This window comes from Orenia metallireducens, from assembly GCF_003001995.1.
In the GTDB taxonomy this organism is placed as follows: domain Bacteria; phylum Bacillota; class Halanaerobiia; order Halobacteroidales; family Halobacteroidaceae; genus Orenia; species Orenia metallireducens_B.
In genome coordinates, this window is record NZ_PVNB01000002.1 from 136,538 (window position 1) to 157,767 (window position 21,230).

Sequence of the window (21,230 nt, forward strand, 5' to 3'; positions counted from 1 at the left end):
CTTTAATGGTAATAAAGGAGGAACTTAAATGAAGATCTATTCTTGGAATGTAAATGGTATTAGAGCAGTGCATAAGAAAGGTTTTTTAGATTGGGTAGCAGAAGAGGGTCCTGATATCCTCTGCTTACAGGAGATTAGAGTACAGGAAGATCAATTAATCAACAAGTTAAAAGAGATAGATGGATATAACTCTTATTTTAATTATGGCGAGAGAAAAGGGTATAGTGGGGTAGCTATTTATAGTAAAGAGAAGCCTTTATCTGTCCGTAATGGTATTGGAATTGAGCGTTTTGATGAAGAAGGAAGGGTGATTATAGCAGAGTACAGTGAATTTACTCTGATTAATATCTACTTCCCCAATGGTCGAAGTAGTAAGAAGAGGCTTCAATATAAGCTTGATTTTCATGAGGCTATCCTTGAATATTGTGAAGAATTAAAGAAGAATGGTAAGAGATTAGTTATCTGTGGTGACTATAATATTGCCCATACTGAGATAGATTTGAAGAATCCAAAGGATAATGAGGATAAGTCTGGATTCTTACCTGAAGAAAGAGCTTGGCTAGATAAGTTGATAGACCATGGCTATGTGGATACCTATAGAAGCTTTTATCCCGATAAGGTGAAATACTCTTGGTGGAGTTATAGAACTAGAGCTAGAGAGAGGGATGCAGGGTGGAGAATAGATTATCACTTTGTCAGTGAAAATTTAATGAAAGAAGTAAGTGATGCTGGAATTTTAACTGAGGTGATGGGCTCAGACCATTGCCCAGTAATGATAGAATTGAATATCTAATCCAAGAAGAACCTCTTGTATTTAAGGGGTTCTTCTTTCTGTAAATAGATTAATAAAGTTTAGCATTTATGATATACTGTTAATATAAAGAATTCAATTAAAATAATAATAAATCATAAAAAGTGGTGGTAAAATGAGTAATCTAAGTATTTTTGATATCATTGGTCCAGTAATGGTTGGACCATCAAGCTCCCATACTGCTGGAGCTGTTCGAATAGGCAATTTGGCCAGAAAGATAATTGGAGAGGAGTTCAATCAGGTAAAGATATATCTACATGGCTCCTTTAAAGAGACTTATCAGGGTCATGGTACTGATAAAGCTATTATCGGTGGATTATTGGGCTTAAAGACTGATAATCCAATAATTAAAGAGGCCTTTACCTTAGCTAAAGCAAGAGGATTAAAGTATGAATTTCTTCCTATAGATTTAGATAATGCCCATCCTAATACTATCAAGCTAGAGATCGAGAATATTAAAGGGAAAGTTATTAGTATTATCGCTTCATCTATTGGTGGAGGGAGTGTGGTCATAAATGAAATTGATGGAATTAAGGTGGGAGTTACAGCAGAACTACCAACATTACTTACTATTCATCAGGATAAACCGGGAATAATAGCTAAAATCTCTAAGGTCTTAGAGGATTATAAATTAAACATTGCTTACATGAAGGTACTAAGGGAGTATAAAGGCTCTTTGGCAACAGCAGTCATTGAAGTTGATGAGGAGATTGAAGGTGAGATTATAGATAAAATCAAGGAGATAACAGAGGTTGAAGAGATTAAATTGATAGGACCCATTAATTAGGGAGGAGTTATCATGTATAATTTTAACAGATTATCGGAATTGATAGAGTTAGCTAAAAAAGAGCAATTATCTATAGTAGATATAATCATTGGTCGTGAGCAAGAGTTGACAAATAAATCAAGGGGTGAGATCAGAGCTAAGATGGCTAAGGCTTTAACAGTGATGAGAGAATCCGTTGAGATAGGCCTAAGTGAAGATATCAAATCTACTAGTGGATTAAGTGGTGGTGATGCTAAATTACTAATTGAAGCTCAGAAGAAAGGAGCTACTGTAACCGGTACTCTACTAAGTTCAGCAATTGCTAAGGCGATAGCTGTAGCAGAAGTAAATGCTGCTATGGGCCGAATCGTTGCAGTCCCTACAGCTGGTTCTTGTGGAATCTTACCTGGGGCATTATTAGCAGTAGCAGAAGCTAAAGACCTTGATGATGAGGCTATTATCGATGGATTATTCGTGGCCTCTGGGATAGGGTTGATTATAGCCAAGCAGGCAACTGTCTCTGGAGCAGAAGGTGGTTGTCAGGCTGAATGTGGTTCTGCAGCAGCTATGGCAGCAGGAGCAATTGTCTATATGTTAGAGGGTAAGGAAGAGCAAGTACTTGATGCAGTAGCAATTGCTTTAAAGAATGTACTGGGTCTAGTCTGTGATCCAGTAGCTGGATTAGTGGAAGTGCCTTGTATCAAAAGAAATGCTGGAGGAGCTACTAATTCCTTAATGGCAGCAGAGTTGGCTTTGGCAGGAATAAAGAGCCATATCCCTGCTGATGAGGTGATTATAGCGATGAAGAAGATTGGTCAAGCTCTAGCACCACAGCTTAAGGAAACGTCTTTAGGAGGATTAGCTGTGACACCAACAGGTTGTAAGCTTAAGGATGAAATATTGAGCAAATAATTAAGATATAACCTTAAGATTAAAACTATCTATAACCCTAAAATTTGTTAGCAAAGCTTATAGATTTACAGAGAGCTATGCGAATATTAATACATCCCCCTGTATGCAACCCCCCGGATATTTCGAGACAATATTAATGTTTTTGTATAATTATGCAAAACAGTGATTATAACCTCTGCTAAAAAGAATAAATCAACAAATAAAGGGATGCGATTTTTCGCATCCCTTTATTTTGAGATAATAACTGGAATTTTATTAATTATTAAAGGACTTAGCTTTAAAAAATATCTAAAATTAGATATAATAACCTTAAGGTAATCTTTGAAGAAAGGGATGATATAGATGAAGATTGGAGTAATTGGTTTGGGAAGTATTGCCCAGAAGGCTTATCTACCAGTAATTACTGCTAAAGAGGAGTTAGATCTATTTTTTCTTACCCGCAACCAAGAGAAGTTGGAGTCTTTAGCAAAAAAGTATAGAATAAGCAATAAGAGCAGCAACCTCGATGATTTGATAGACTTTGGAGTTGAAGCTGCCTTTGTTCATACGGCTACTACAGCTCATGTTCCTATTATAGAAAGATTATTAAATCATGGTGTCCATGTTTATGTGGACAAGCCTATCTCTTACTCTTTAGCAGAGTCCAAGAGAATGGTAGAATTGGCAAAGGAGAATAATTTAAAGTTGATGGTCGGTTTTAATCGTAGATTTGTACCAATGTACCAACAGTTAAAGAGGGAGTTTACAGCTGAAACTATTTTATTAGAGAAGAATAGGTTAAATAACCCCCAAAACTTTAAAATAGCTATCTATGATGATTTTATTCATGTAATTGATACCATTCGTTTTCTAGCTGAGGGGCAGTTAGCAGATTTGATGATAGATGCTATTTTAGATGGAGAGCTATTAAAGCAGTTAGTAATTAAACTTAAGGGAGAAAGGTTGACTGCTATTGGAATAATGAATAGGGACAGTGGAGTTAATCAAGAAATACTCCAAGTAATCGGTAAAAAAAGAAAGGCTATAATTAAAGACTTGGTAGAGAGAGTTGACTATCAAGGGGGAGAAGAGAGAATAAGTAGAAGTGCTAGTTGGCACCCTACTCTATATAATAGAGGATTTGTAAATATAGTCGATGAATTTATCAAGGTAGTGCAGGAGGATATAGCAATTGATCAGCTTCTTGATGACGCATTAGTAACCCATAAGCTTTGTGAAGAGATTATAGAGAAGATTGAGGAAGAGATTAGTAAGGAATGATAAAGCAAGTAGAAGAAAATTATGTTAGGATGTGATAAAGTGAAGGATGCTTTAGTTATGGGAGGAACAGAGTTTGTCAGTAAAGCAATAGCTAAGTATTTAATCTCCTTAGGATATACTGTAGATATCTTTACCCGTGGTAGAAGAGAGGTCGACTATGAAGGGATTAGAGAGCACTTACAAGGGGATAGGCATTCAGTAGAGGAGCTACAAAGGGAGTTGGGAGATAGGTCTTATAACTATATCTTTGATATCACTGCTTATACTAAAGAAGATGTAGCCAAACTGGTCAAAGTAGTTAAGAGGGATGATTTAAAGAGGTATCTTTTCTGTAGTTCTGGAGCTGTCTATCTACCCAATAAAGGGGTTAGCTCTGAAGATTTTCCAAGAGGAAGAAACCCCCATTGGGGAAGCTATGGCTTAGATAAGGCACTCGCTGAAGACTACCTATTTGATTTATATCATCAGGAAGGCTTTCCAATTACTATCTTTAGACCCACCTATATCTATGGTGAAGGTAATAATCTATATCGTGAAGCTTACTTTTTTGATAGGATTAGAGAGGGATTGGCAATACCTATTCCAGCAGGAGAACAGGAGGTACAGTTTGTCTATATCGGTGATCTGGTAAAGAGTTTTGTCAGTGGAGCTATTTCTGAAGATGCTTTAGGTAAAGCTTATAATCTTACTAATGATAGAACTATTACTTGGAAGAAGCTCTTAACTACAGCTATGGAGGTGGTCGGTAAAGAGGTAGAGCTAGTAGAGGTTGATAAGGCTACCAGAAAGGAATTTAATCTAGTATCCAAGAACTTCTTTCCCTTTAGAAATATCACCTTTTTACTAAGTATAACTAGATTGAAAGAGGATAATTTATATATCCCTAAGACTACTTTAAAGCAAGGGTTAAGCAGGGCCTATCAATGGTACTTAAAAGATAATAACAATGATTTTAATCATTCGATGGACAAAATTGATTTTATCTTAACTAAGCATAAGACCATCTAATTTAAAATAATTTCTAAGAAACCTAGTGGGAATAATTGTTTTAGGTTTCTTTTTCTTTTTGTGGTATGATTAAATAAAAGCTTGAGAATAAGGAGAAAAAACTTATGTTTAAAAGAGTATTTCTAATTTTTATAGCCCTGTTAATGCTATTTTCTAATAATCTATTGGCACAAGGAGACTATGATTATTCCAGCAAGAAGTTCTGGCAAGAACTCTATAGCAAAAATAAGGTTGTTGATTATCCTCTAATCTTTATCCATGGGATAGGTGCTAATATAGACTATTGGAAGCAGAGTATGGAGGCTATTGATCCTGATTATTATGAGATGAGATTTATAGCAGAGGATAAGATTTATCATAATTATGATGGGAAGAAGAAGGATTATACCATCTGGGGGATATCCTATTATACTTTAAATCCTATGGAAGAAGCCCTTAGAGGGAATTTGGACTTATATGCTTTAAGGGTTGAGAAGATGGTGAATCTAATTAAGGATTTAACTGGTAAAGATAAGGTGATTATTGTAGCTCATAGTATGGGAGGTCTTGTTTCTAGAAGGTATATGACCTTAAGCCAAAATAATTGGGATTCAGTCCATAAAATATTAACAGTAGGAACTCCTAATGAAGGGGTCAAGACCTCTGTAGAGCTTGTAGGGCAGCTGGTAGATTTAAAGGAAGGTAGCTTATTTTTGAACAAACTCAATAAAGATTGGCAAAAATTAAGTTTGGACAACTCCGCTAAACTGTGGGGGGTTGTAGGGGGGATAGATAAGAGTATGCCCTTTAATTTAGAAACAGATCCTGATGCTACTGATTCAGCAGGAGCTGGTTTTGTAAGTATAGCTTCTTCAATACCTTATGGAGAATGGAAGAGTGCTGTAGGTGATAATTTTAATATTAGCTATTTTGATACTCCTAATTTTGGATTTAGATTGGCTGTTGATGCTACTCATATGGAACTATTATTTCATCAAGGTACTTTTAGAGGAATAGCCTGGACCTTAACTAATTTTACAGCTAATGAGAAGGGCAGAGAAGAATTCTAATTGCTAACTTTACAAAGAATTACCTTTGCAAATTCCTTTAAAATAAGAGAAAATATAAGAGTGACTTAAGTCTAAGGTTAAGTTTAAGCAGAGTATTTAATCTCTTGTATAACTACTTAATCTTAATTTTAAACTTAATTATAATCTACATTTAATCTACTATTAGCTCTAGTAAAGAGAATTTAAAATAAAATTAGCTACTTAGAAAGGGTTAGAGCCATGCAGAAAAGAAAAAAATATAATAATCTAATTATATATATACTCATATTCACTTTAATCTTCCCAATGCTATCAGGCTTTGTCCTGATTAGTCCTGTTTTTGCTGCCGAAGGGGGCTTGGCAGGATTAACAGGTAACAAAGGGATTATGTCTGTCTTTAAAGGCTTACTGATGTTATTCTTTTTCTCCTTTTTATCAAAGAAGGATGATGCTTCCGAGGTTTTAGATGACTCATACCAGTCTGCTGTTCAAGAAGAACCTAACATCCAAAATGGCTCTTCTTCAGCCCAACGTTTGGATGTGACAGCAGAGGACTTTGATTGGTTGGCTAAAGGGGTTTATTCTGAGTCTAGAGGTGAACCCTTTGAAGGTCAGGTTGCAGTAGCAGCTGTTATTATCAATAGAGTATTAAGCTCTGAGTTCCCTAATACAGTGGAAGGTGTTATTTTGGAAAGACCAGGTGGTAGAGCCTATGCCTTCTCTGCTGTATTAGATGGACAGATTCATTTAACTCCTGATAAGACAGCATATCAGGCAGTAGATTACGCTCTTAAAGGGTGGGATCCCACTGGTGGGGCTTTATACTATTATAATCCTGTTAAAGCTACTGCTAGCTGGATTTTTGAAAATACTACTCCAAAAATTACAATTGGAAACCATATCTTTGCTGATTTAAAGAAGTAAAAATTTATAAAAAGAGGGCATCCTAAGTAAAGGGTGCTCTTTTACATATACATTATTATCAGCTATAGCTGATAATAATTGAGATTAATTATTAAAATAATCGATTAAAAGAGGAGAATGGGTTCAATTCAAGAATTATAAGATAAGTAAATTGTTTAATTATTGTTTAATTTAGGTTTTACTATTTAAATATTTTGGAAGGGAGGTTATTAAGGTGAGATATACGAAATGGTTGACTAGAACAGCAATCTTATTAGCCTTGACTTTGGTAGTTCAGGCCTTAGGATTTCCTCTTTATGTAACAGGTCCTTTGGTCAATATGATGTTATTATTGGCTACAATATTGGTCGGTTTAGAGAGTGGTCTATTAATCGGAGCTCTTACTCCATGGATAGCTCTGTTAAGAGGTATCTTACCACCACCTTTGGCAGTAATGATTCCCTTTATTATTATCGGTAATCTATTATGGGTCTTAATCTATCATTTCTTAGCTAAGAAGAATAAATACCTAGGGGTTGGACTAGCTGCTTTGAGTAAATATGGGGTGTTGGCTTCAGCTGTCAACTTCTTAGTAAATGTACCACCTAAGATAGCTACTGTAATGCAAATTCCTCAATTACTTACAGCTTTAGCAGGAGGATTATTGGCATTATCTATAGTCAGAGCTATTAATCTTAGTGATATTATTAAAGAGAATTAATTTGTTTATAAAGACTTATTTTCAGCTACAGGCTTTAACCTGTAGCCTTATTAATATCTGGTTTAACTTATAGATTTGATTAGAGAGGAAGAATGATATGGAGAATTATTTATTAGCTATCTTTGCAGGAATACTATTAGGAATCCCTTTTAAATTTCCTAGCTTAGCTTTACTAGCTTGGGTAGGATTGATTCCACTTTTATTTGCTTTAGAGAATAATAAAGGAAAGGCTTCCTTTAAATTAGGTTGGACAACTGGAATGGTCTTCTTGGCTATCAGCAGCTATTGGCTATTAATCTCTGTAGCCAACTTTAGTGACTATCCTTTGATAGTCTCTACATTGATCTTTGTTGTTGCAATAGCGATTGTTAGTCTTTATTTTGGGTTATTTGCTCTGCTCTTAAATAGTCTCAAAGGCAAGATATCTATACTAATTATTACACCTCTAGTCTGGACTGGAGTAGAGTTTTTAAGGACTGTCTTTTCATTTCAGTTCTTATTTGCTTTTTTAGGTTATTCACAGGCTTTTATCCCTCAGCTGATTCAATTAGCCCAGTATGGTGGGGTATATCTAGTTACTTTTATCATCAGTCTTGTTAATACTCTTCTTTATGTAGCTTTAAAAGAGAGAAAGATTAAATATTTACTTACAGCAGCTCTGATTTTTGCTCTCTTATTTACTTATGGTAATACTACCTTAAAACAAGAGGTAGTGGCTAAAAAAGAGTTTACAGTAGGGGTTATGCAGCCTAATATCCCCCAAGAGATGAAATTAAGCAGGGATAAGCAAGGGGAGGTTATTAATAAGATATTGAACTTAACCTCACAGGAATTGGCAAAAGGAGACCCAGATTTAATGATTTGGCCAGAAACAGCTATTTTAAGAGGGTATTATGAGGATAGAAAGTTTCCTTATGCCTTTTACCGAGACAACCCACTCTTTATCGGTGGTCATATTAGGGAGAATGGTCATTATCTAAATAGTGCCTTTCTAGTGGATAGTAATCGGGATATAGTTCAACGTTATAGTAAGGTCAAGCTTGTTCCTTGGGGCGAATATGTACCTTTTCCTAAATTAATACCAGATATCATTGAAACAACCTTAAATCATATTACTCCAGGTAATAAATTAGTTGCTTTTAATTTAAAGGGAGTTACTTGGATTAGTCCTATTTGCTCAGAGATACTAAATCCTTTTTACATTAGAAAACTATATCAACAGAATGACTTTATGATTAACATCTCTAATGAAGCTTGGTTTGGTAAGAGTCATGCCTCTTTACAGGTTCTACAAGCAGCTATCTTTAGAGCAGTAGAGCATAGAACACCTGTAGTTAAGGTTGGTAATACAGGAATTAGTGGGGTAATAAGTCAACGAGGTGAAATTTTAGCAAGAACCAAGATATTTAAAACAAAAACTTTTACCTTTAATCTACCTATCTCTGAACGTAAAGAGACCTTTTATGATAAGTTTGGAGATGTTTTTGGATGGCTTAATTTAATTGTAACAGTATCATTATTGATTATTCATAACAGAAATAAGATTAATTTCTTTAAAAATATAAATAATTCTAAAAATAATTAAAGAGTAGCGATTATCGCTACTCTTTTTCTTATGGTGTAATTTGTAAATTATAGAGGTGCTAAGAAGAGTATTTTAGTCTCTGTTTATTTTAGAGTATTATTATGATATAATATAAAAAAGTAATTATTTATATATATTAGAAATTTATTCTATAAACATGGCGATTTATATACAAATCATAAAATAGATAATGATAAAGATTATTAGAGGAAAAATCAAAGTTACAGTATTTATACAGAATATTATGAAAATTGCTCTACATATTATAATCATAGTAGCTATTACTGTAATACTTACAAGTTCAATTATCTTTAATACTGTTTATATCTGATCCATTTAATAATTTTGAATATCTAACTCCAAATATTTTGTATAAGACTGATTAAATAAATACTAAATTTTAGGAGGCTAAGAATGAGAAGAAGAGAAGGGATCAATTTAAGGTTAATGATGTCTGTCTTGATGATTTGTACTGCAGTAGTCTTTATGTATACAGTAGTAGCCGCAGCCAGTGTTCAGATGGAAAGATTAGATCGTGGGGCTGTGGCTGTAAAAGTAGATAATGGTGTCTATGTAGGGTGGCGTATGTTAGGTATAGAGTCGATGGATGTTGGCTATAATTTATACCGGGGTAGCACAAAGCTTAATTCTACTCCTATTACTTCTAGCACTAATTATCTTGACACAAGTGGCACTACTAGCTCAACTTATTCTGTAAGTGCCGTTGTCGATGGTGTTGAGCAGCCTAGATCAGCGGAAGTATCTGTTTGGGGAGCAGATTATATGTCTATTCCTCTAAATATTCCAGCAGACGGGACAACTCCTGATGGAGTTTCATATACTTATAGTGCTAATGATGCTAGTGTAGGTGATCTTGATGGTGATGGAGATTATGAGGTTGTTATTAAATGGGATCCATCTAATTCTAAAGATAACTCACAAAATGGCTATACAGGAAATGTATATCTAGATGCATATACCTTGGAAGGTGAGCAGCTATGGAGAATTGATTTGGGAAGAAATATTTGAGCAGGTGCTCATTATACCCAATTTATAGTATATGATCTAGATGGCAATGGTAGGGCAGAGGTGGCTTGTAAAACAGCAGATGGGACAGTTGACGGTGAAGGTAATGTTATTGGAGACTCTAGTAGAGATTATAGAAATTCAGCAGGACGAATTTTAGAGGGTCCTGAGTATCTAACTATATTTGAAGGTATTAGTGGAAAGGCTTTAGTAACAACTGATTATTTACCAGCAAGAGGAACTGTATCTGACTGGGGAGATAGCTATGGTAATAGAGTAGATCGTTTTCTAGCAACACCAGCTTATCTTGATGGTCAGAGACCAAGTCTTGTTATGGCTAGAGGTTATTACACAAGAATGGTATTAGTAGCTTGGGATTGGAGAGATGGTCAGCTGACAAAGCGCTGGACCTTTGATTCAAATAATAATCCAGCTTACTATGGCCAAGGTGATCATGACATAAGTGTATGTGATGTTGACTTTGATGGAAGAGATGAGATTATTTATGGATCAGCAGCTATAGATGATGATGGCACCGGATTATATTCAACAGGATCTGGACATGGAGATGCCCTACATCTAAGTGATATGAATCCTGATCGCGATGGCTATGAGATATGGCAGGTACATGAAGAACATCCAGATTCAGCTTTACGTGATGCAGCAACTGGATTAACTATATTCAGTTTGCCAGCTTCTTCAGATGTTGGGCGTGGGATGGCTTCAGATATTGACCCCCGTTATAAAGGTTATGAATTATGGTCATCTGCAAGTGGAGGTGTCTATTCTGTAACAGGATCAAAGATTACTTCATCAATGCCTGCTTCTATAAATTTTGGAATCTGGTGGGATGGAGATCTATTAAGAGAATTACTTGATGGTGATAAGCTTGATAAATGGGATTATAATAACGGAAGATCAAATAGACTAAAGACCCTATATCTTAGTCCTTATAATGGTGCTAAAAATAATGGAACAAAAGCTAACCCATGTCTAAGTGCAGATATATTAGGTGATTGGAGAGAAGAAATCCTGATCAGAACAGCAGATAATACTAAACTTAATATCATTACAACAACTGCTTTAACTAATCATCGTATCTATACCTTAATGCATAATCGTAAATATAGACTCAGTATTGCCTGGCAGAATGTTGGTTATAATCAACCTCCCCATCCTGATTATTATTTAGGTCAAGGCATGAGCACCCCAACAATGCCAGATATTTATTTAGTAGATTTTGAGGGTTATTACAAGATAGAAAACCGTAATGTATCAAATATGTATATTGATGGTATGGGAAGAACTACAGATGGTAGTGATGTCGGTCAATATAGTGGTAGTATTAGTTTTAATCAACAGTGGGAGGTTATTCATGCCACTGGGCCATACTATAAGCTAAAAAATCGTAGCACTGGTCTATTTTTAGATGGGATGGGACAGACGGCTAATGGTTCTATTGCAAGCCAGTGGAGTAGCAGCCCATCCTATAATCAGCAATGGGAGATTATCAACTTAGGCAATGGCTATTATCAGTTTAAAAATCGTTATAGTGGAATGATGTTAGATGGTGCTGGAACAACTACTGATGGTGCTTCATTAAAGCAATGGAGCGTTAGTAGTCATTACAACCAACAATGGAAGCTGTATAAGCAGTGATAATGTTGATTTTATATAAATAATAGTAAAAGAATATATCATTAATAGTTCATAAAAAGATCGGAAGTTTTTACTTCCGATCTTTTTATTTGGTGTGATTTGTAAGTGTTAAAAGCTTAGCTATCTATTAAATTTCCCTAGCTTTGTTTTGATCAATGATCTCATTATAGATAGCATCTTTTTTCTTAGTTGTTTTTGTAAAGAGCTTACTGAGGGCAGCTAAAATAATAACTAAGTCAATAAACAACATAAGTAAGATAGTTACTTGTCCTAAAGTAAAACTCTGTAAATCAGTAAAATCAATACTTGCTAGTTCTTGTGGGTTTTGAGAAGTAATATAAATTAATAAAGCTACAATATACAAAGAACTATTAGAGATAAATCTGAAGAATAAATTAAGCACTTCTTGTGAGTCTTTTTCATGATTAGATTTTAGATTTTTTAAAAGAATTGTCCCTTGGGCTAAGATCATTATTACAAAAGAAACTCCTATTACTAACTCTATATTCATCAAAATCTCTCCTCCTTTTAATGTAGTTTTAAGCTAAAATAAAAATAATTGCCAAGCTTTTATTAAAATCCTATATTAATATTTTAACATATTACAGAGACTTTTCAATATAAATCAAGTTGCTGGCCTAATTAGATTTTGAAATTCACTAACTAAAGAGGAGGATTTTATTGAAGTTTTCCTTATAGTCTGTTATAATTATCTTTGATTTAATAATATTATATATATAATTGAATAGAAGCACTGGGGGTGCCTCTAGGCTGAGAAGAGCTTTGCTCTAACCCTTAAACCTGATTGGGATAATACCTGCGTAGGGAAGTGGAAGTATAATATTAATTGTAACCACTCTCTTAAGAGTGGTTTTTTATATAGATAAGCTAATTTAATATAGAAGGGATGATATTGATGGAGAATATAAAGATTAGAAAACTAACAGAACGCTGGGGTTGGAGAGAAGGGTTCTTTCTAGGTACTACATATGGTCTGTTGCAATTGTTACTGGGAGCTAGTATCTACTATCCTCTACAAGCAATTCTTGATTATCCTTTAGCTTATGGTCTTGTGGGGTTAGCGGGATTAGTTGCTAAATTAATTACTAAGAGTTCTTTTAAAGTCAGATCTATTTTGATAAGTATGGCAATAATCTTAGGCTCTAGCTTTAGATTCTTAGCCCATGTGATTTCAGGGGTAGTCTTTTTTGGGGAGTATGCCCCTGAAGGTATAGATGTCTGGGTTTACTCTTTAGGTTATAATGCAAGCTATATGATTCCTCAAATCGTAATAACGATAATAGCTATGGTACTATTAAGTAAAGGATTAGAAAACACCCCTCTAGCTACTATCAATAAGAGTCAGGAATTAAAATAGTGGAGCGAGCAATCCTATTTATCAACGGGGAGCTAATAGGTGATGATGATTTTTATTTAAATTATATTAAAGCAGCAGATAAAGTAGTCTGTGCCGATGGAGGAGCGGATCATGCTTATAAATTAGGGCTAATTCCTGATTTGATTTTAGGTGATTTGGATTCAATCTCTTCTAAGGCGTTAGAACATTATCAAACAGAACAGGTCGAATTTGCTAAATATCCTGTAGCTAAAGATAAGACCGATACTCAACTTATTTTGGAAGAGTTAATTGGACTAGAGTATAAAGAGATTATTATCTTTGCAGGTCTTGGCGGACGTCTAGATCATACTTTGGCTAATCTCTATCTCTTAGATTTCTTAGTAGAATTTGATACTAAAATTAAATTCATCAGTCCTAAAGAACAGGTAGAGATAGTTTGTAAAGAAAAGATTCTAGTAAATGAAGTTGACAAGACTCTCTCTTTATTACCTTTAAGCGATGAAGTAACAGGGGTTTATTTGGAAGGTTTTAAGTATGGACTAGAGGATGCCAGTTTTAAGCGAGGAGACACTTTGGGCTTGAGTAATATCGTACAAGAGAGTCCGGCTAAGATAAAACTAGCTAGTGGTAAACTGTTGATGATAATTAATAATTAAATAGTAAGTTATGAGGCTAACCTACACTGGTTAGTCTTTTTTATTTATTAGAATTATAATGAATTCACATATTCGGTCTTCTTTTAATATATTAGTATAATAACTGCTTTGTTATACAGGAGGTTATAATGACAGATTATTATACAGGAAGAACAAGGGGTGGGGAGAAGTACACTTTGACTTATCTTGTTGATGTTGATTGGGATAAATGCATCGGTTGTGCTGCTTGTGTTAAGGCCTGTGGGCAAGATGTATTGATGATGGTCAACACCTCTTCTGGTTACAAGGCTAAATTATTAGCACCTAGTAAATGTTTAGGTGAAGGTCATTGTATGAAAAAGTGTCCTACAGATGCTCTTCAATTAGAATTTATAGAAGTTAAAGAAAATGGAGAAGATACTTCTGATAGAAAAAGAAAGTAAACTTTATTTTCTATCCACTATATGTTAAACTAACATAGATAAAGAAGATAGTCTATTAAACAGGAGGTAAATTAGATGTCGGCAGAAGAGTGTGTTTTAAAGGAAAAGATTTGTAATGACTGTGGAGAATGTTTAGTTTGTGACTTAGATAGAAGTAAGGAGTGTAATAACTGTATGGACTGTATCGATATCGAAGCAGACTTTAGTGCAATTGAGATAGATGATATCATTTATGATGAGGAGTAAGTGGAATAACAGTTAACTAGAAGCTCTTGCTGATTTAGCAAGAGCTTTAATTTTAAGGAAGAATATTAGTTTGTCCAACTAGTGAGGTGAATGAGATGAAAACTAGATTGTCATATATGGGCTTGGCTTTGTTTTCTTTTATATTAGGTCTGTTGATTGTAGTGTTCTTTTCCAACTATTATTTCATTAGAGGTGTACTTGGAGATTTGCTTATTGTAGTCTTTACATACTCCTTGATTAAGTCTTTTTATCAAGTTGATTCTAAGCTTCTTAGCTTTATAGTAATATTAACCTTCTTTATGGTAGAGGGGTTTCAATATTTGAATCTTATCAAGTATATAGGTCTATCTGAAAATAAAATAGCCAAAATAGTGTTAGGAGCAACCTTTGATCCTATTGATTTACTCTTTTATCTTTTAGGAGGGCTTCTCGTTTACTACATAGATATAAAGTTAATTGATTCTGAGCAAAAGAAGATAAATAATATATAATAGAATCTAAAATTCATTCAATAATTATCAAAAACAAGATTACTTTGAGATGTACAAATCCACAGTAAAAATTATAATTTTGCATTTTTAAGCTCTGTGCTTTAGTGTGATAAAGTGTAGTTTTTGGCTGATAGCACTCATTAAATCAATATATAGAACATGAAAAAAATTGAATTAATTTAGCAACGAATTAATGCCAATTCTACGAATCAAAAACAGAAGTTATAAATCAATATTTTTAAGTACTTATTGTTTTAAATTCGAGATAATTAGTAAGATTCGTTGCTAAAAGATTATTTTTATTCTTTAAGAATTAATCATGCTTTTTAATATGAAATATTAATCGGTTTCTATATATTTTCTATAGAATAATTACAAATAATGCTATTGATAATACAATTTCAAATATCGATAATAAATCCTAGGTTACCACATAAGAAAAAGATGATAAAGATTAAATAAGATGGAGTGTTGTGTTTTAGTTTAGAAACTAGTGTACATGAATCAAAAGAGGGGAGTGGGATTATACCTTTATATTATTTCGCAAAATGTGAATTTTGCGAAAATAGAAAGAAAAAGAGGATTAAAAACTTGGTAATTTGAATTATATCGTTAAAAATATTATAATTTAGATATACAGAGCAATTTAATATCTTGGAGGTGCAATTACTTTGCAACAAAACTTAAAATATAGACAAGCAGTTAAGAGCTTTATGAAATACCTAATAGCCGAACGTGGTTATTCCAAATTAACTATCAAAGAATATAAATCTGATTTAAATCTATTTGCTAGATATCTTGAAGATGAATTTGATTGTAATGTTGATCGACTGACTATAGATGAAATCAATCAGTTTCAATTAGCCGAATTTTTAAGTGACATCATCTTAATCAATGATAATTCAGCTGCAACCCGTAATCGTAAATTATATAGTTTGCGTTCCTTCTTCAATTTTTTGGTTAAAAGAAATCTATTACCCCATAACCCAACTTTAGCTATAGATGCTACTAAGGTCAATTTAAAATCTGAGCCAGTCTACTTAAAAGGAACTGATATTAATGATTATCTAAAAGCCATAGAAAACTATAATTCTAAAGCTCGTAGCCGTGATTTGGCGATTAATAAGATGTTTTTATACTGTGGATTACGTATCTCTGAGCTAGTCAACTTAGATCTTGATGATATCAATTATGAGGATAACTCTATTAAATTCTATGGTAAAGGTAATAAAGAGCGCTATGTCCCTCTACATGAAGAGGTTATCTTGGCCGTTAAAAACTATTTGCCAGATAGAGCCCAAATTGAAGCAAATAATGATGATGCTACTCAAGCCCTGTTCTTATCAAATCGTGGTAACAGAATCAATATACGAACAGTTCAAATGATGGTTAAAAAATATGCTAAGCTTGCTGGGGTCAAGAATGCTAATGACGTAACCCCTCATAAATTACGCCATACATTTGCTTCTATGTTATATAAAGAGACTAAGGATTTAAGAGTTTTACAGGAATTATTGGGTCATAGTAACATCTCTACAACCCAAATCTATACCCATACTGACAAAGAAGAACGTAAACGTGCTGTTGAACAACTACCAAAACTATAACTACATTATACCGAAGGTATCCTTAAGAGTGTTCTCATAATCTCTAAGATTATAAGTAGCTATCATTACTATAGTGTCCATCGTGTCTATCAGGAAGTCTTCATCGACATTGTTATAATTTTCACTAACTTCCTCGATGTCTTCTAGAATTACTTCTAGATTCTTAATCTCTTCCTCTATCTTATATATAGGATCTAATTGATAGTTTTGATACTGCTTTATAATAAACTTAACTTCTTCTTCTTCTGGAAAATTATCAATTAATTCGATATTAAGTTTATTAATCTCTATCATCTTATTTAATAATTTACGCCCTGTCTTTAACAGTTGTAAATCCTGATATTCCTGATAAATCACATAATCCGATAGATTTATCATATCTTGTAGTAAATTAAATTGATGGTCCATTAACTTTTCATAGTCATTGCTGATATTTTGAATGTCTGTTGTTGTCATGCTATCACCTCTGTTGTGTTATTACTAATACCTTATACTTTAGATTGCCCTTTATCTTAAGAACAAATACATTTCCAGTATAAAAAGCTAAAAATCGAACACCCTAATATTAGGAGGTGATTTTATGGCAAACATGAAATGCATTGAGGTTGCCTGTAATGTAAACAATTGCCATTATTATGGAGAAGGAGATATCTGTACAGCAAGTAAAATCCAAGTAAGCAATATTGAATTTGGAACTAAGATGGGTGATATGGAGGCTGGTAGACTTGACAAGCCTGCACCATCTGCTAATTCCCACTCTACCCAATGTGTGACCTTTAAACCTAAACAATAACAAAATTTACTACTGAAAAGACGGAGTTATTCAACTCCGTCTCTCTTTATCTTTAACTATTAATAATTTATATATTTCTTTAAGTTCTGCCTCTTCAAAAGCTGTAATTTGATTCTTGTCCCGTTTAGCCTTTAAGTTTTTGGCAACTCTAATTAGATGCTCTATCTCGCTATCTTTCATACCTCCTCCCCCTTAATAAGTACTACTTAATCCAATATATTTAAGATAAAGCAATTTCGTTACTGTTAACGGTAACTAAAAAGGTCACCTAGCTAGGTGACCTTTTTAGAATCAATTAGTAGAACTTAATTTAAGATCAACTCAATCAAAGAAGCCATTGACCTTCTCCTTTAAAGCTTCAATCGATAAGTTATTTTCAACTATTAAATCCTTCAACTCTTCAATTGTATTAGTTATCTCAACCTTAATCCTCTTAAATTCTTCACTATCAGCGACATACTCTTTAGACAATCTAAGAGCTTCGGAGAATTCATTTAAAGCTTCTTTAAATAGTTCTTTAGCCTTATCATCCTTATCTTTTTTGAACAGATCCTTGGCTTCTAATAATCTTTCATAAGAATTTCTAAACTTCAACTTAACCTTATCCTTCTTAGAAGCAAATAAGTAACTGATACTCTCTTCTGTCTTATCTAAGAAATAAAAAGGTGAATCAGGGCCAAGTCCCTTTTTAGGTAGAGGTTCTTCTTCTTTAGCTAGAACAGGAATAGTAATTAGAGCAAATAATAGTGTGATTATAATTGTCTTTTTTAGCAACCTTCTCACCTCCCTTATAATTTATTCCACAGCAAAATCCTTAACCCTCTTTAAATTTCTATAATTATTCTTAATCGACACTGCTATTTATTAATAGAAAAAGTAATAATTATAATCCTTACCTTAATAGACTATAGTATATATTAACGTCTTACCCCCAACTACCTAATAAAAAAAGGAGTGATTATAATAAAACAACAGTCATTAATTAAAGGTGCCTTTATTCTGATGATAGCAGGTCTTTTAAATAGGGTTTTAGGCTTTATCTTAAGAATCATACTAGTTAGAATAATTGGTGATGAGGGATTGGGACTATTTCAGATGGTCTTTCCTATCTTTGTAACCTGTTCTATCATCACTACCCTTGGACTACCAGTAGCCATTTCTAAATTCGTCTCTAAAGAGGTTGCTCAAAATAGATATCGCAATGCCCTAAAGATTTTTAAAATTTCATTGTTGATTGTAGTAGGTAGTACTATACTAGTAGTATCACTATTTGCTAAAAATACCGATTTTATTGCAGCTAATCTGTTAAACGATACTAGAACCAACCATATTCTATTAGCAATTACACCAGCCTTACTATTTGTTAGTATCTCATCAATCCTAAGAGGCTTCTTTCAAGGCTTAAGGATTATGACACCCACAGCTATTTCACAAATCATTGAGCAGATAGCCAGAATGACTATCACTTTATTACTGTTGGCAAAGCTGATAGATACTTCCTTAAAATCTAAAACTCTAGCCCCAGCAATCGGAACATCGGCAGGAGAGTTTGTAGGATTATTAACTCTAGGGGCTATCTTTATGTATTACTTACCTCAGCTACGCAAATATAGAGATAATAAAAAAGCTGAATCTACTATAACTATCGTTAAAAATTTAATGAAGTTTGGCATACCGATTACTATTGGTAGAATAGTAGCTTCATTAATGTATACTGTCGAAGCAATCACCATTCCAGGAAAATTACAGCAGGTTGGCTATAGCATCTCTGAAGCTACATCTTTATACGGACAACTTTCGGGGATGGTCTTACAGCTTATCTACTTACCGACTATTATCACTATAGCCTTAAGCTCTAATCTAGTTCCAGCTATCTCTGAATCCTTAGCCCAAAATAATGAGCAGGCTATTAGAAAAAGGGCTCATGAAGCCATTAGATTGACCTTCTATTTTGGACTATTGGCTGTAAGTATCCTCTTTATAGTCCCTAATGAAATCTGTAATTTATTCTTTAACCATCCTCAAAGTGGAGATGTTTTAAGAATAATAGCAATTCCAGCTATCTTCTTATATTTAGCACAGATCTCTGGAGGAATTTTACAAGGCTTAGGCAAACCAAATTTAGTGGTAAAGAACTCAGTGCTTGGCTTGTTAGCAGAGATAGGGATGATCTATTCAGTTATTTACTTCCCCTCTACCCTTGCTTTTAAGATAATTACCCTAGCAATTGGAATTAGGTATTTGATTGTTGCTGTATTGAACTTTAAGTCAATCTCTAAATTTGTAAAGTTAAAACTGCCTATCAATCATCTCTTTATCAAACCACTATTAGCAAGTACTATAGTCTTTTTAACCTTAAGACAGGTCTATCAAATGATGGACTATATCTCTTCTAGTTCTGTATTGAGCTTAAGTACTTCCATCATTATAAGTACCCTCTTTTACTTTGCCTTCTTGGTCTGGACTAACGGAATCAGTAGCGATGATTTCAAAAAAATTAAATAGCTATAGCATTGATAATAATAGCCACAGGTTTAAACCTGTGGCTCAAAATTTGTTGTATACTTTATTTGATTTTCTCCATAGTAAAACCAGTATAAGCATAAATGATAGAAATAATCGGTGTAATCAAACACAGGAAGGAATAAGGCAGATATTCTAATACTGGTACATCTAAGGTATTAGCAATAAAGGCCCCACTTAAGCCCCAAGGGACTATCGCATTAAATAATGTCCCTGAATCCTCTAATACTCTAGAAAGATTCTTAGGAGCTAGCTTCAACTTCTGATAGGCATGAGCATACATCTTACCTGGTAAAATAATAGATAAGTATTGGTCTGCCAATAAAATATTAACCCCTAAACAGGTCAAGACTGTAACTAGGACAAGGTTTCCTCGACTCTTGACCATAGTAGATATCTTCTTTAAAATCACCTTTAACACCCTAGTCTTATCAAGTACCCCTCCAAAGGATAGAGAGATTAAGATTAAAGAGACAGACCAGAGCATATTATGTAAGCCACCTCTAGTTAGAAGTTTGTCGATAAACTCTACCCCACTTTGACTCTGATAACCATAATGCATCACATTAATCACTTCTGTTAAACTAGCTTCCTGAAATATCATTCCAAACACTCCCCCTAGCAATGTAGCCAAGAGTAAAGTAGGTAAAGCAGGAGATTTTCTAATAGCTAACAGGACTACCAAAATCGGTGGAATCAATAAGACTGGACTGATATAAAAAGCTCCATTTAAATTATTTAAGATTATATTAATCTTCTCAGCATCGATTGCCCCTGTCGTATATTTAGCACCTAAAATCCAATATAGAATTAAAGATATAATCAAACTAGGAGTTACAGTATAGAACATATGCTTGATATGCTCAAATAAAGTACTCTCTGCTACTGCTGGGGCCAAATTCGTAGTATCAGAAAGGGGAGACATCTTATCTCCAAAAAAAGCACCAGAGACGATTGCTCCTGTAGTTATAGGCAGAGGAATATTCAAGCTTTGAGCAATGCCGATCAAGGCCACACCAACAGTTCCAACAGTTGTCCAAGAGCTGCCTGTAGCTAAAGATACAATCCCACAGATTAATACTGTAGCTACTAAGAATATCTTTGGTGATAATAAGTTTAAGCCATAATAAATCATAGTCTGTACCGTCCCACTTAAAATCCAAGTTCCAATTACAGTTCCAACGATCATTAAAATCAAGATAGAAGGTAAGCCGATATTAATTCCTTTGATGATACTATCCTGTATCTCCTTCCATGAATAACCTAGATATAACGCTACTATTGCTACTATAGCTGTAGAGAATAATAATGGAATTTGAGGAGCTACTTTCAACCCTAAAATCCCTACACTTAAAATTAGAATACTTACTGCGATTACGATTAAAGCTAAGAGTATATTTGGTTCCTTGCTATTCATCTGCTTTCATCTCCCTTGAAATTAATTTAACATAAA

23 protein-coding genes, 1 pseudogene and 1 riboswitch are annotated in these 21,230 nt (G+C 33.9%); of the genes and pseudogenes, 19 read left to right on the top strand and 5 right to left on the bottom strand.

The genetic code is table 11. The features are described 5' to 3' along the window. The first annotated feature begins 28 nt into the window (after nucleotides 1–28). From BX659_RS02180 to BX659_RS19640, 11 genes and pseudogenes are all read left to right on the top strand, one after another. Entirely contained in the window at nucleotides 29–793 is a 765-nt protein-coding gene (locus BX659_RS02180; RefSeq protein WP_097016188.1) for an exodeoxyribonuclease III, read from the top strand. A 133-nt stretch (nucleotides 794–926) separates the two neighbouring features. Then, nucleotides 927–1,598, top strand: coding sequence for an L-serine ammonia-lyase, iron-sulfur-dependent subunit beta (sdaAB, locus tag BX659_RS02185; protein ID WP_097016189.1), 672 nt, complete (start codon nucleotides 927–929; stop codon nucleotides 1,596–1,598). Between the two features lie 12 nt (nucleotides 1,599–1,610). Beyond that, nucleotides 1,611–2,489, top strand: coding sequence for an L-serine ammonia-lyase, iron-sulfur-dependent, subunit alpha (gene sdaAA, locus BX659_RS02190; RefSeq protein ID WP_097016190.1), 879 nt, complete (start codon nucleotides 1,611–1,613; stop codon nucleotides 2,487–2,489). A 342-nt stretch (nucleotides 2,490–2,831) separates the two neighbouring features. Beyond that, complete coding sequence (locus tag BX659_RS02195) at nucleotides 2,832–3,749, top strand: Gfo/Idh/MocA family protein (protein WP_106231580.1); 918 nt, start codon at nucleotides 2,832–2,834, stop codon at nucleotides 3,747–3,749. A 21-nt stretch (nucleotides 3,750–3,770) separates the two neighbouring features. Then, the gene (locus BX659_RS02200) at nucleotides 3,771–4,757 is read left to right on the top strand and encodes an SDR family oxidoreductase (protein ID WP_258176092.1); all 987 of its coding nucleotides are present in this window, start codon (nucleotides 3,771–3,773) and stop codon (nucleotides 4,755–4,757) included. 104 nt (nucleotides 4,758–4,861) lie between these two features. Beyond that, on the top strand, nucleotides 4,862–5,806 hold the full coding sequence (locus BX659_RS02205; RefSeq protein ID WP_106231583.1) for an esterase/lipase family protein: 945 nt from the start codon (nucleotides 4,862–4,864) through the stop codon (nucleotides 5,804–5,806). A gap of 219 nt (nucleotides 5,807–6,025) precedes the next feature. Further along, the gene (locus tag BX659_RS02210) at nucleotides 6,026–6,709 is read left to right on the top strand and encodes a cell wall hydrolase (RefSeq protein ID WP_097016194.1); all 684 of its coding nucleotides are present in this window, start codon (nucleotides 6,026–6,028) and stop codon (nucleotides 6,707–6,709) included. 214 nt (nucleotides 6,710–6,923) lie between these two features. After that, nucleotides 6,924–7,409 (top strand): ECF transporter S component, encoded by a 486-nt coding sequence (locus tag BX659_RS02215; RefSeq protein WP_106231585.1) that lies wholly within the window; start codon nucleotides 6,924–6,926, stop codon nucleotides 7,407–7,409. A gap of 97 nt (nucleotides 7,410–7,506) precedes the next feature. Beyond that, a complete protein-coding gene (lnt, locus tag BX659_RS02220; protein WP_106231586.1) occupies nucleotides 7,507–8,994 on the top strand; it encodes an apolipoprotein N-acyltransferase in 1,488 nt (495 codons plus the stop codon). Nucleotides 8,995–9,408: 414 nt separating this feature from the next. Next, nucleotides 9,409–11,253 (top strand): annotated as a pseudogene (locus BX659_RS19635) (rhamnogalacturonan lyase); the annotation flags it as partial. After that, complete coding sequence (locus BX659_RS19640; protein WP_258176096.1) at nucleotides 11,236–11,679, top strand: RICIN domain-containing protein; 444 nt, start codon at nucleotides 11,236–11,238, stop codon at nucleotides 11,677–11,679. The pseudogene BX659_RS19635 and the gene BX659_RS19640, both read left to right, overlap by 18 nt. 127 nt (nucleotides 11,680–11,806) lie before the next feature. Here the strand turns inward: BX659_RS19640 and BX659_RS02235 are convergent, their stop codons facing one another. Then, nucleotides 11,807–12,190 carry a hypothetical protein gene (locus BX659_RS02235; protein ID WP_097016198.1) on the bottom strand — a complete coding sequence of 128 codons (384 nt, stop codon included), beginning with the start codon at nucleotides 12,188–12,190 and terminating at the stop codon, nucleotides 11,807–11,809. Nucleotides 12,191–12,425: 235 nt separating this feature from the next. Then, nucleotides 12,426–12,524: riboswitch (TPP riboswitch) on the top strand. A 71-nt stretch (nucleotides 12,525–12,595) separates the two neighbouring features. On the opposite strand from BX659_RS02235, the gene thiT reads away from it, so the two are divergent. The 6 genes from thiT (at nucleotide 12,596) to BX659_RS02260 (ending at nucleotide 16,461) form a co-directional block, all read left to right on the top strand. Further along, nucleotides 12,596–13,057: an energy-coupled thiamine transporter ThiT gene (gene thiT / locus BX659_RS02240; protein WP_106231588.1), complete on the top strand. Its 462-nt coding sequence runs from the start codon at nucleotides 12,596–12,598 to the stop codon at nucleotides 13,055–13,057. Next, nucleotides 13,057–13,695: a thiamine diphosphokinase gene (locus tag BX659_RS02245; RefSeq protein ID WP_106231589.1), complete on the top strand. Its 639-nt coding sequence runs from the start codon at nucleotides 13,057–13,059 to the stop codon at nucleotides 13,693–13,695. Before thiT ends, BX659_RS02245 begins: the two co-directional genes overlap by 1 nt. A 128-nt stretch (nucleotides 13,696–13,823) precedes the next feature. Further along, entirely contained in the window at nucleotides 13,824–14,117 is a 294-nt protein-coding gene (locus tag BX659_RS02250) for a 4Fe-4S dicluster domain-containing protein (RefSeq protein WP_097016201.1), read from the top strand. Between the two features lie 75 nt (nucleotides 14,118–14,192). Then, nucleotides 14,193–14,363, top strand: coding sequence for a hypothetical protein (locus tag BX659_RS18905; protein ID WP_172431789.1), 171 nt, complete (start codon nucleotides 14,193–14,195; stop codon nucleotides 14,361–14,363). A 95-nt stretch (nucleotides 14,364–14,458) separates the two neighbouring features. After that, a complete protein-coding gene (locus BX659_RS02255; RefSeq protein WP_106231591.1) occupies nucleotides 14,459–14,854 on the top strand; it encodes a ribosomal maturation YjgA family protein in 396 nt (131 codons plus the stop codon). A gap of 671 nt (nucleotides 14,855–15,525) precedes the next feature. After that, nucleotides 15,526–16,461 carry a tyrosine recombinase XerC gene (locus BX659_RS02260; protein ID WP_097016203.1) on the top strand — a complete coding sequence of 312 codons (936 nt, stop codon included), beginning with the start codon at nucleotides 15,526–15,528 and terminating at the stop codon, nucleotides 16,459–16,461. Here the strand turns inward: BX659_RS02260 and BX659_RS02265 are convergent, their stop codons facing one another. After that, nucleotides 16,462–16,917 carry a hypothetical protein gene (locus BX659_RS02265; RefSeq protein WP_097016204.1) on the bottom strand — a complete coding sequence of 152 codons (456 nt, stop codon included), beginning with the start codon at nucleotides 16,915–16,917 and terminating at the stop codon, nucleotides 16,462–16,464. Nucleotides 16,918–17,041: 124 nt separating this feature from the next. Between BX659_RS02265 and BX659_RS02270 the strand changes: the two genes are divergently transcribed. Then, nucleotides 17,042–17,254: a DUF1540 domain-containing protein gene (locus BX659_RS02270; RefSeq protein WP_097016205.1), complete on the top strand. Its 213-nt coding sequence runs from the start codon at nucleotides 17,042–17,044 to the stop codon at nucleotides 17,252–17,254. Between the two features lie 30 nt (nucleotides 17,255–17,284). Here the strand turns inward: BX659_RS02270 and BX659_RS18910 are convergent, their stop codons facing one another. After that, nucleotides 17,285–17,434 carry a hypothetical protein gene (locus BX659_RS18910; RefSeq protein WP_172431790.1) on the bottom strand — a complete coding sequence of 50 codons (150 nt, stop codon included), beginning with the start codon at nucleotides 17,432–17,434 and terminating at the stop codon, nucleotides 17,285–17,287. A 141-nt stretch (nucleotides 17,435–17,575) separates the two neighbouring features. Then, on the bottom strand, nucleotides 17,576–18,028 hold the full coding sequence (locus BX659_RS02275; RefSeq protein ID WP_106231592.1) for a DUF5667 domain-containing protein: 453 nt from the start codon (nucleotides 18,026–18,028) through the stop codon (nucleotides 17,576–17,578). Between the two features lie 180 nt (nucleotides 18,029–18,208). Between BX659_RS02275 and spoVB the strand changes: the two genes are divergently transcribed. Beyond that, nucleotides 18,209–19,759, top strand: coding sequence for a stage V sporulation protein B (spoVB, locus tag BX659_RS02280; protein ID WP_258176093.1), 1,551 nt, complete (start codon nucleotides 18,209–18,211; stop codon nucleotides 19,757–19,759). A gap of 61 nt (nucleotides 19,760–19,820) precedes the next feature. On the opposite strand, the gene nhaC is transcribed toward spoVB, so the two are convergent. Then, the gene (nhaC, locus tag BX659_RS02285) at nucleotides 19,821–21,194 is read right to left on the bottom strand and encodes a Na+/H+ antiporter NhaC (protein WP_106231594.1); all 1,374 of its coding nucleotides are present in this window, start codon (nucleotides 21,192–21,194) and stop codon (nucleotides 19,821–19,823) included. Nucleotides 21,195–21,230: the final 36 nt, after the last annotated feature.

What these genes read in the sequence shown, in the direction of transcription:
- BX659_RS02180 (WP_097016188.1), top strand. Translation starts at nt 29, where the DNA reads ATGAAGATCTATTCTTGGAATGTAAATGGTATTAGAGCAGTGCATAAG.
- sdaAB (WP_097016189.1), top strand. Translation starts at nt 927, where the DNA reads ATGAGTAATCTAAGTATTTTTGATATCATTGGTCCAGTAATGGTTGGA.
- sdaAA (WP_097016190.1), top strand. Translation starts at nt 1,611, where the DNA reads ATGTATAATTTTAACAGATTATCGGAATTGATAGAGTTAGCTAAAAAA.
- BX659_RS02195 (WP_106231580.1), top strand. Translation starts at nt 2,832, where the DNA reads ATGAAGATTGGAGTAATTGGTTTGGGAAGTATTGCCCAGAAGGCTTAT.
- BX659_RS02200 (WP_258176092.1), top strand. Translation starts at nt 3,771, where the DNA reads ATGTTAGGATGTGATAAAGTGAAGGATGCTTTAGTTATGGGAGGAACA.
- BX659_RS02205 (WP_106231583.1), top strand. Translation starts at nt 4,862, where the DNA reads ATGTTTAAAAGAGTATTTCTAATTTTTATAGCCCTGTTAATGCTATTT.
- BX659_RS02210 (WP_097016194.1), top strand. Translation starts at nt 6,026, where the DNA reads ATGCAGAAAAGAAAAAAATATAATAATCTAATTATATATATACTCATA.
- lnt (WP_106231586.1), top strand. Translation starts at nt 7,507, where the DNA reads ATGGAGAATTATTTATTAGCTATCTTTGCAGGAATACTATTAGGAATC.
- BX659_RS19640 (WP_258176096.1), top strand. Translation starts at nt 11,236, where the DNA reads ATGCCAGATATTTATTTAGTAGATTTTGAGGGTTATTACAAGATAGAA.
- BX659_RS02235 (WP_097016198.1), bottom strand. Translation starts at nt 12,190, where the DNA reads ATGAATATAGAGTTAGTAATAGGAGTTTCTTTTGTAATAATGATCTTA.
- thiT (WP_106231588.1), top strand. Translation starts at nt 12,596, where the DNA reads ATGGAGAATATAAAGATTAGAAAACTAACAGAACGCTGGGGTTGGAGA.
- BX659_RS02250 (WP_097016201.1), top strand. Translation starts at nt 13,824, where the DNA reads ATGACAGATTATTATACAGGAAGAACAAGGGGTGGGGAGAAGTACACT.
- BX659_RS18905 (WP_172431789.1), top strand. Translation starts at nt 14,193, where the DNA reads ATGTCGGCAGAAGAGTGTGTTTTAAAGGAAAAGATTTGTAATGACTGT.
- BX659_RS02255 (WP_106231591.1), top strand. Translation starts at nt 14,459, where the DNA reads ATGAAAACTAGATTGTCATATATGGGCTTGGCTTTGTTTTCTTTTATA.
- BX659_RS02265 (WP_097016204.1), bottom strand. Translation starts at nt 16,917, where the DNA reads ATGACAACAACAGACATTCAAAATATCAGCAATGACTATGAAAAGTTA.
- BX659_RS02270 (WP_097016205.1), top strand. Translation starts at nt 17,042, where the DNA reads ATGGCAAACATGAAATGCATTGAGGTTGCCTGTAATGTAAACAATTGC.
- BX659_RS18910 (WP_172431790.1), bottom strand. Translation starts at nt 17,434, where the DNA reads ATGAAAGATAGCGAGATAGAGCATCTAATTAGAGTTGCCAAAAACTTA.
- nhaC (WP_106231594.1), bottom strand. Translation starts at nt 21,194, where the DNA reads ATGAATAGCAAGGAACCAAATATACTCTTAGCTTTAATCGTAATCGCA.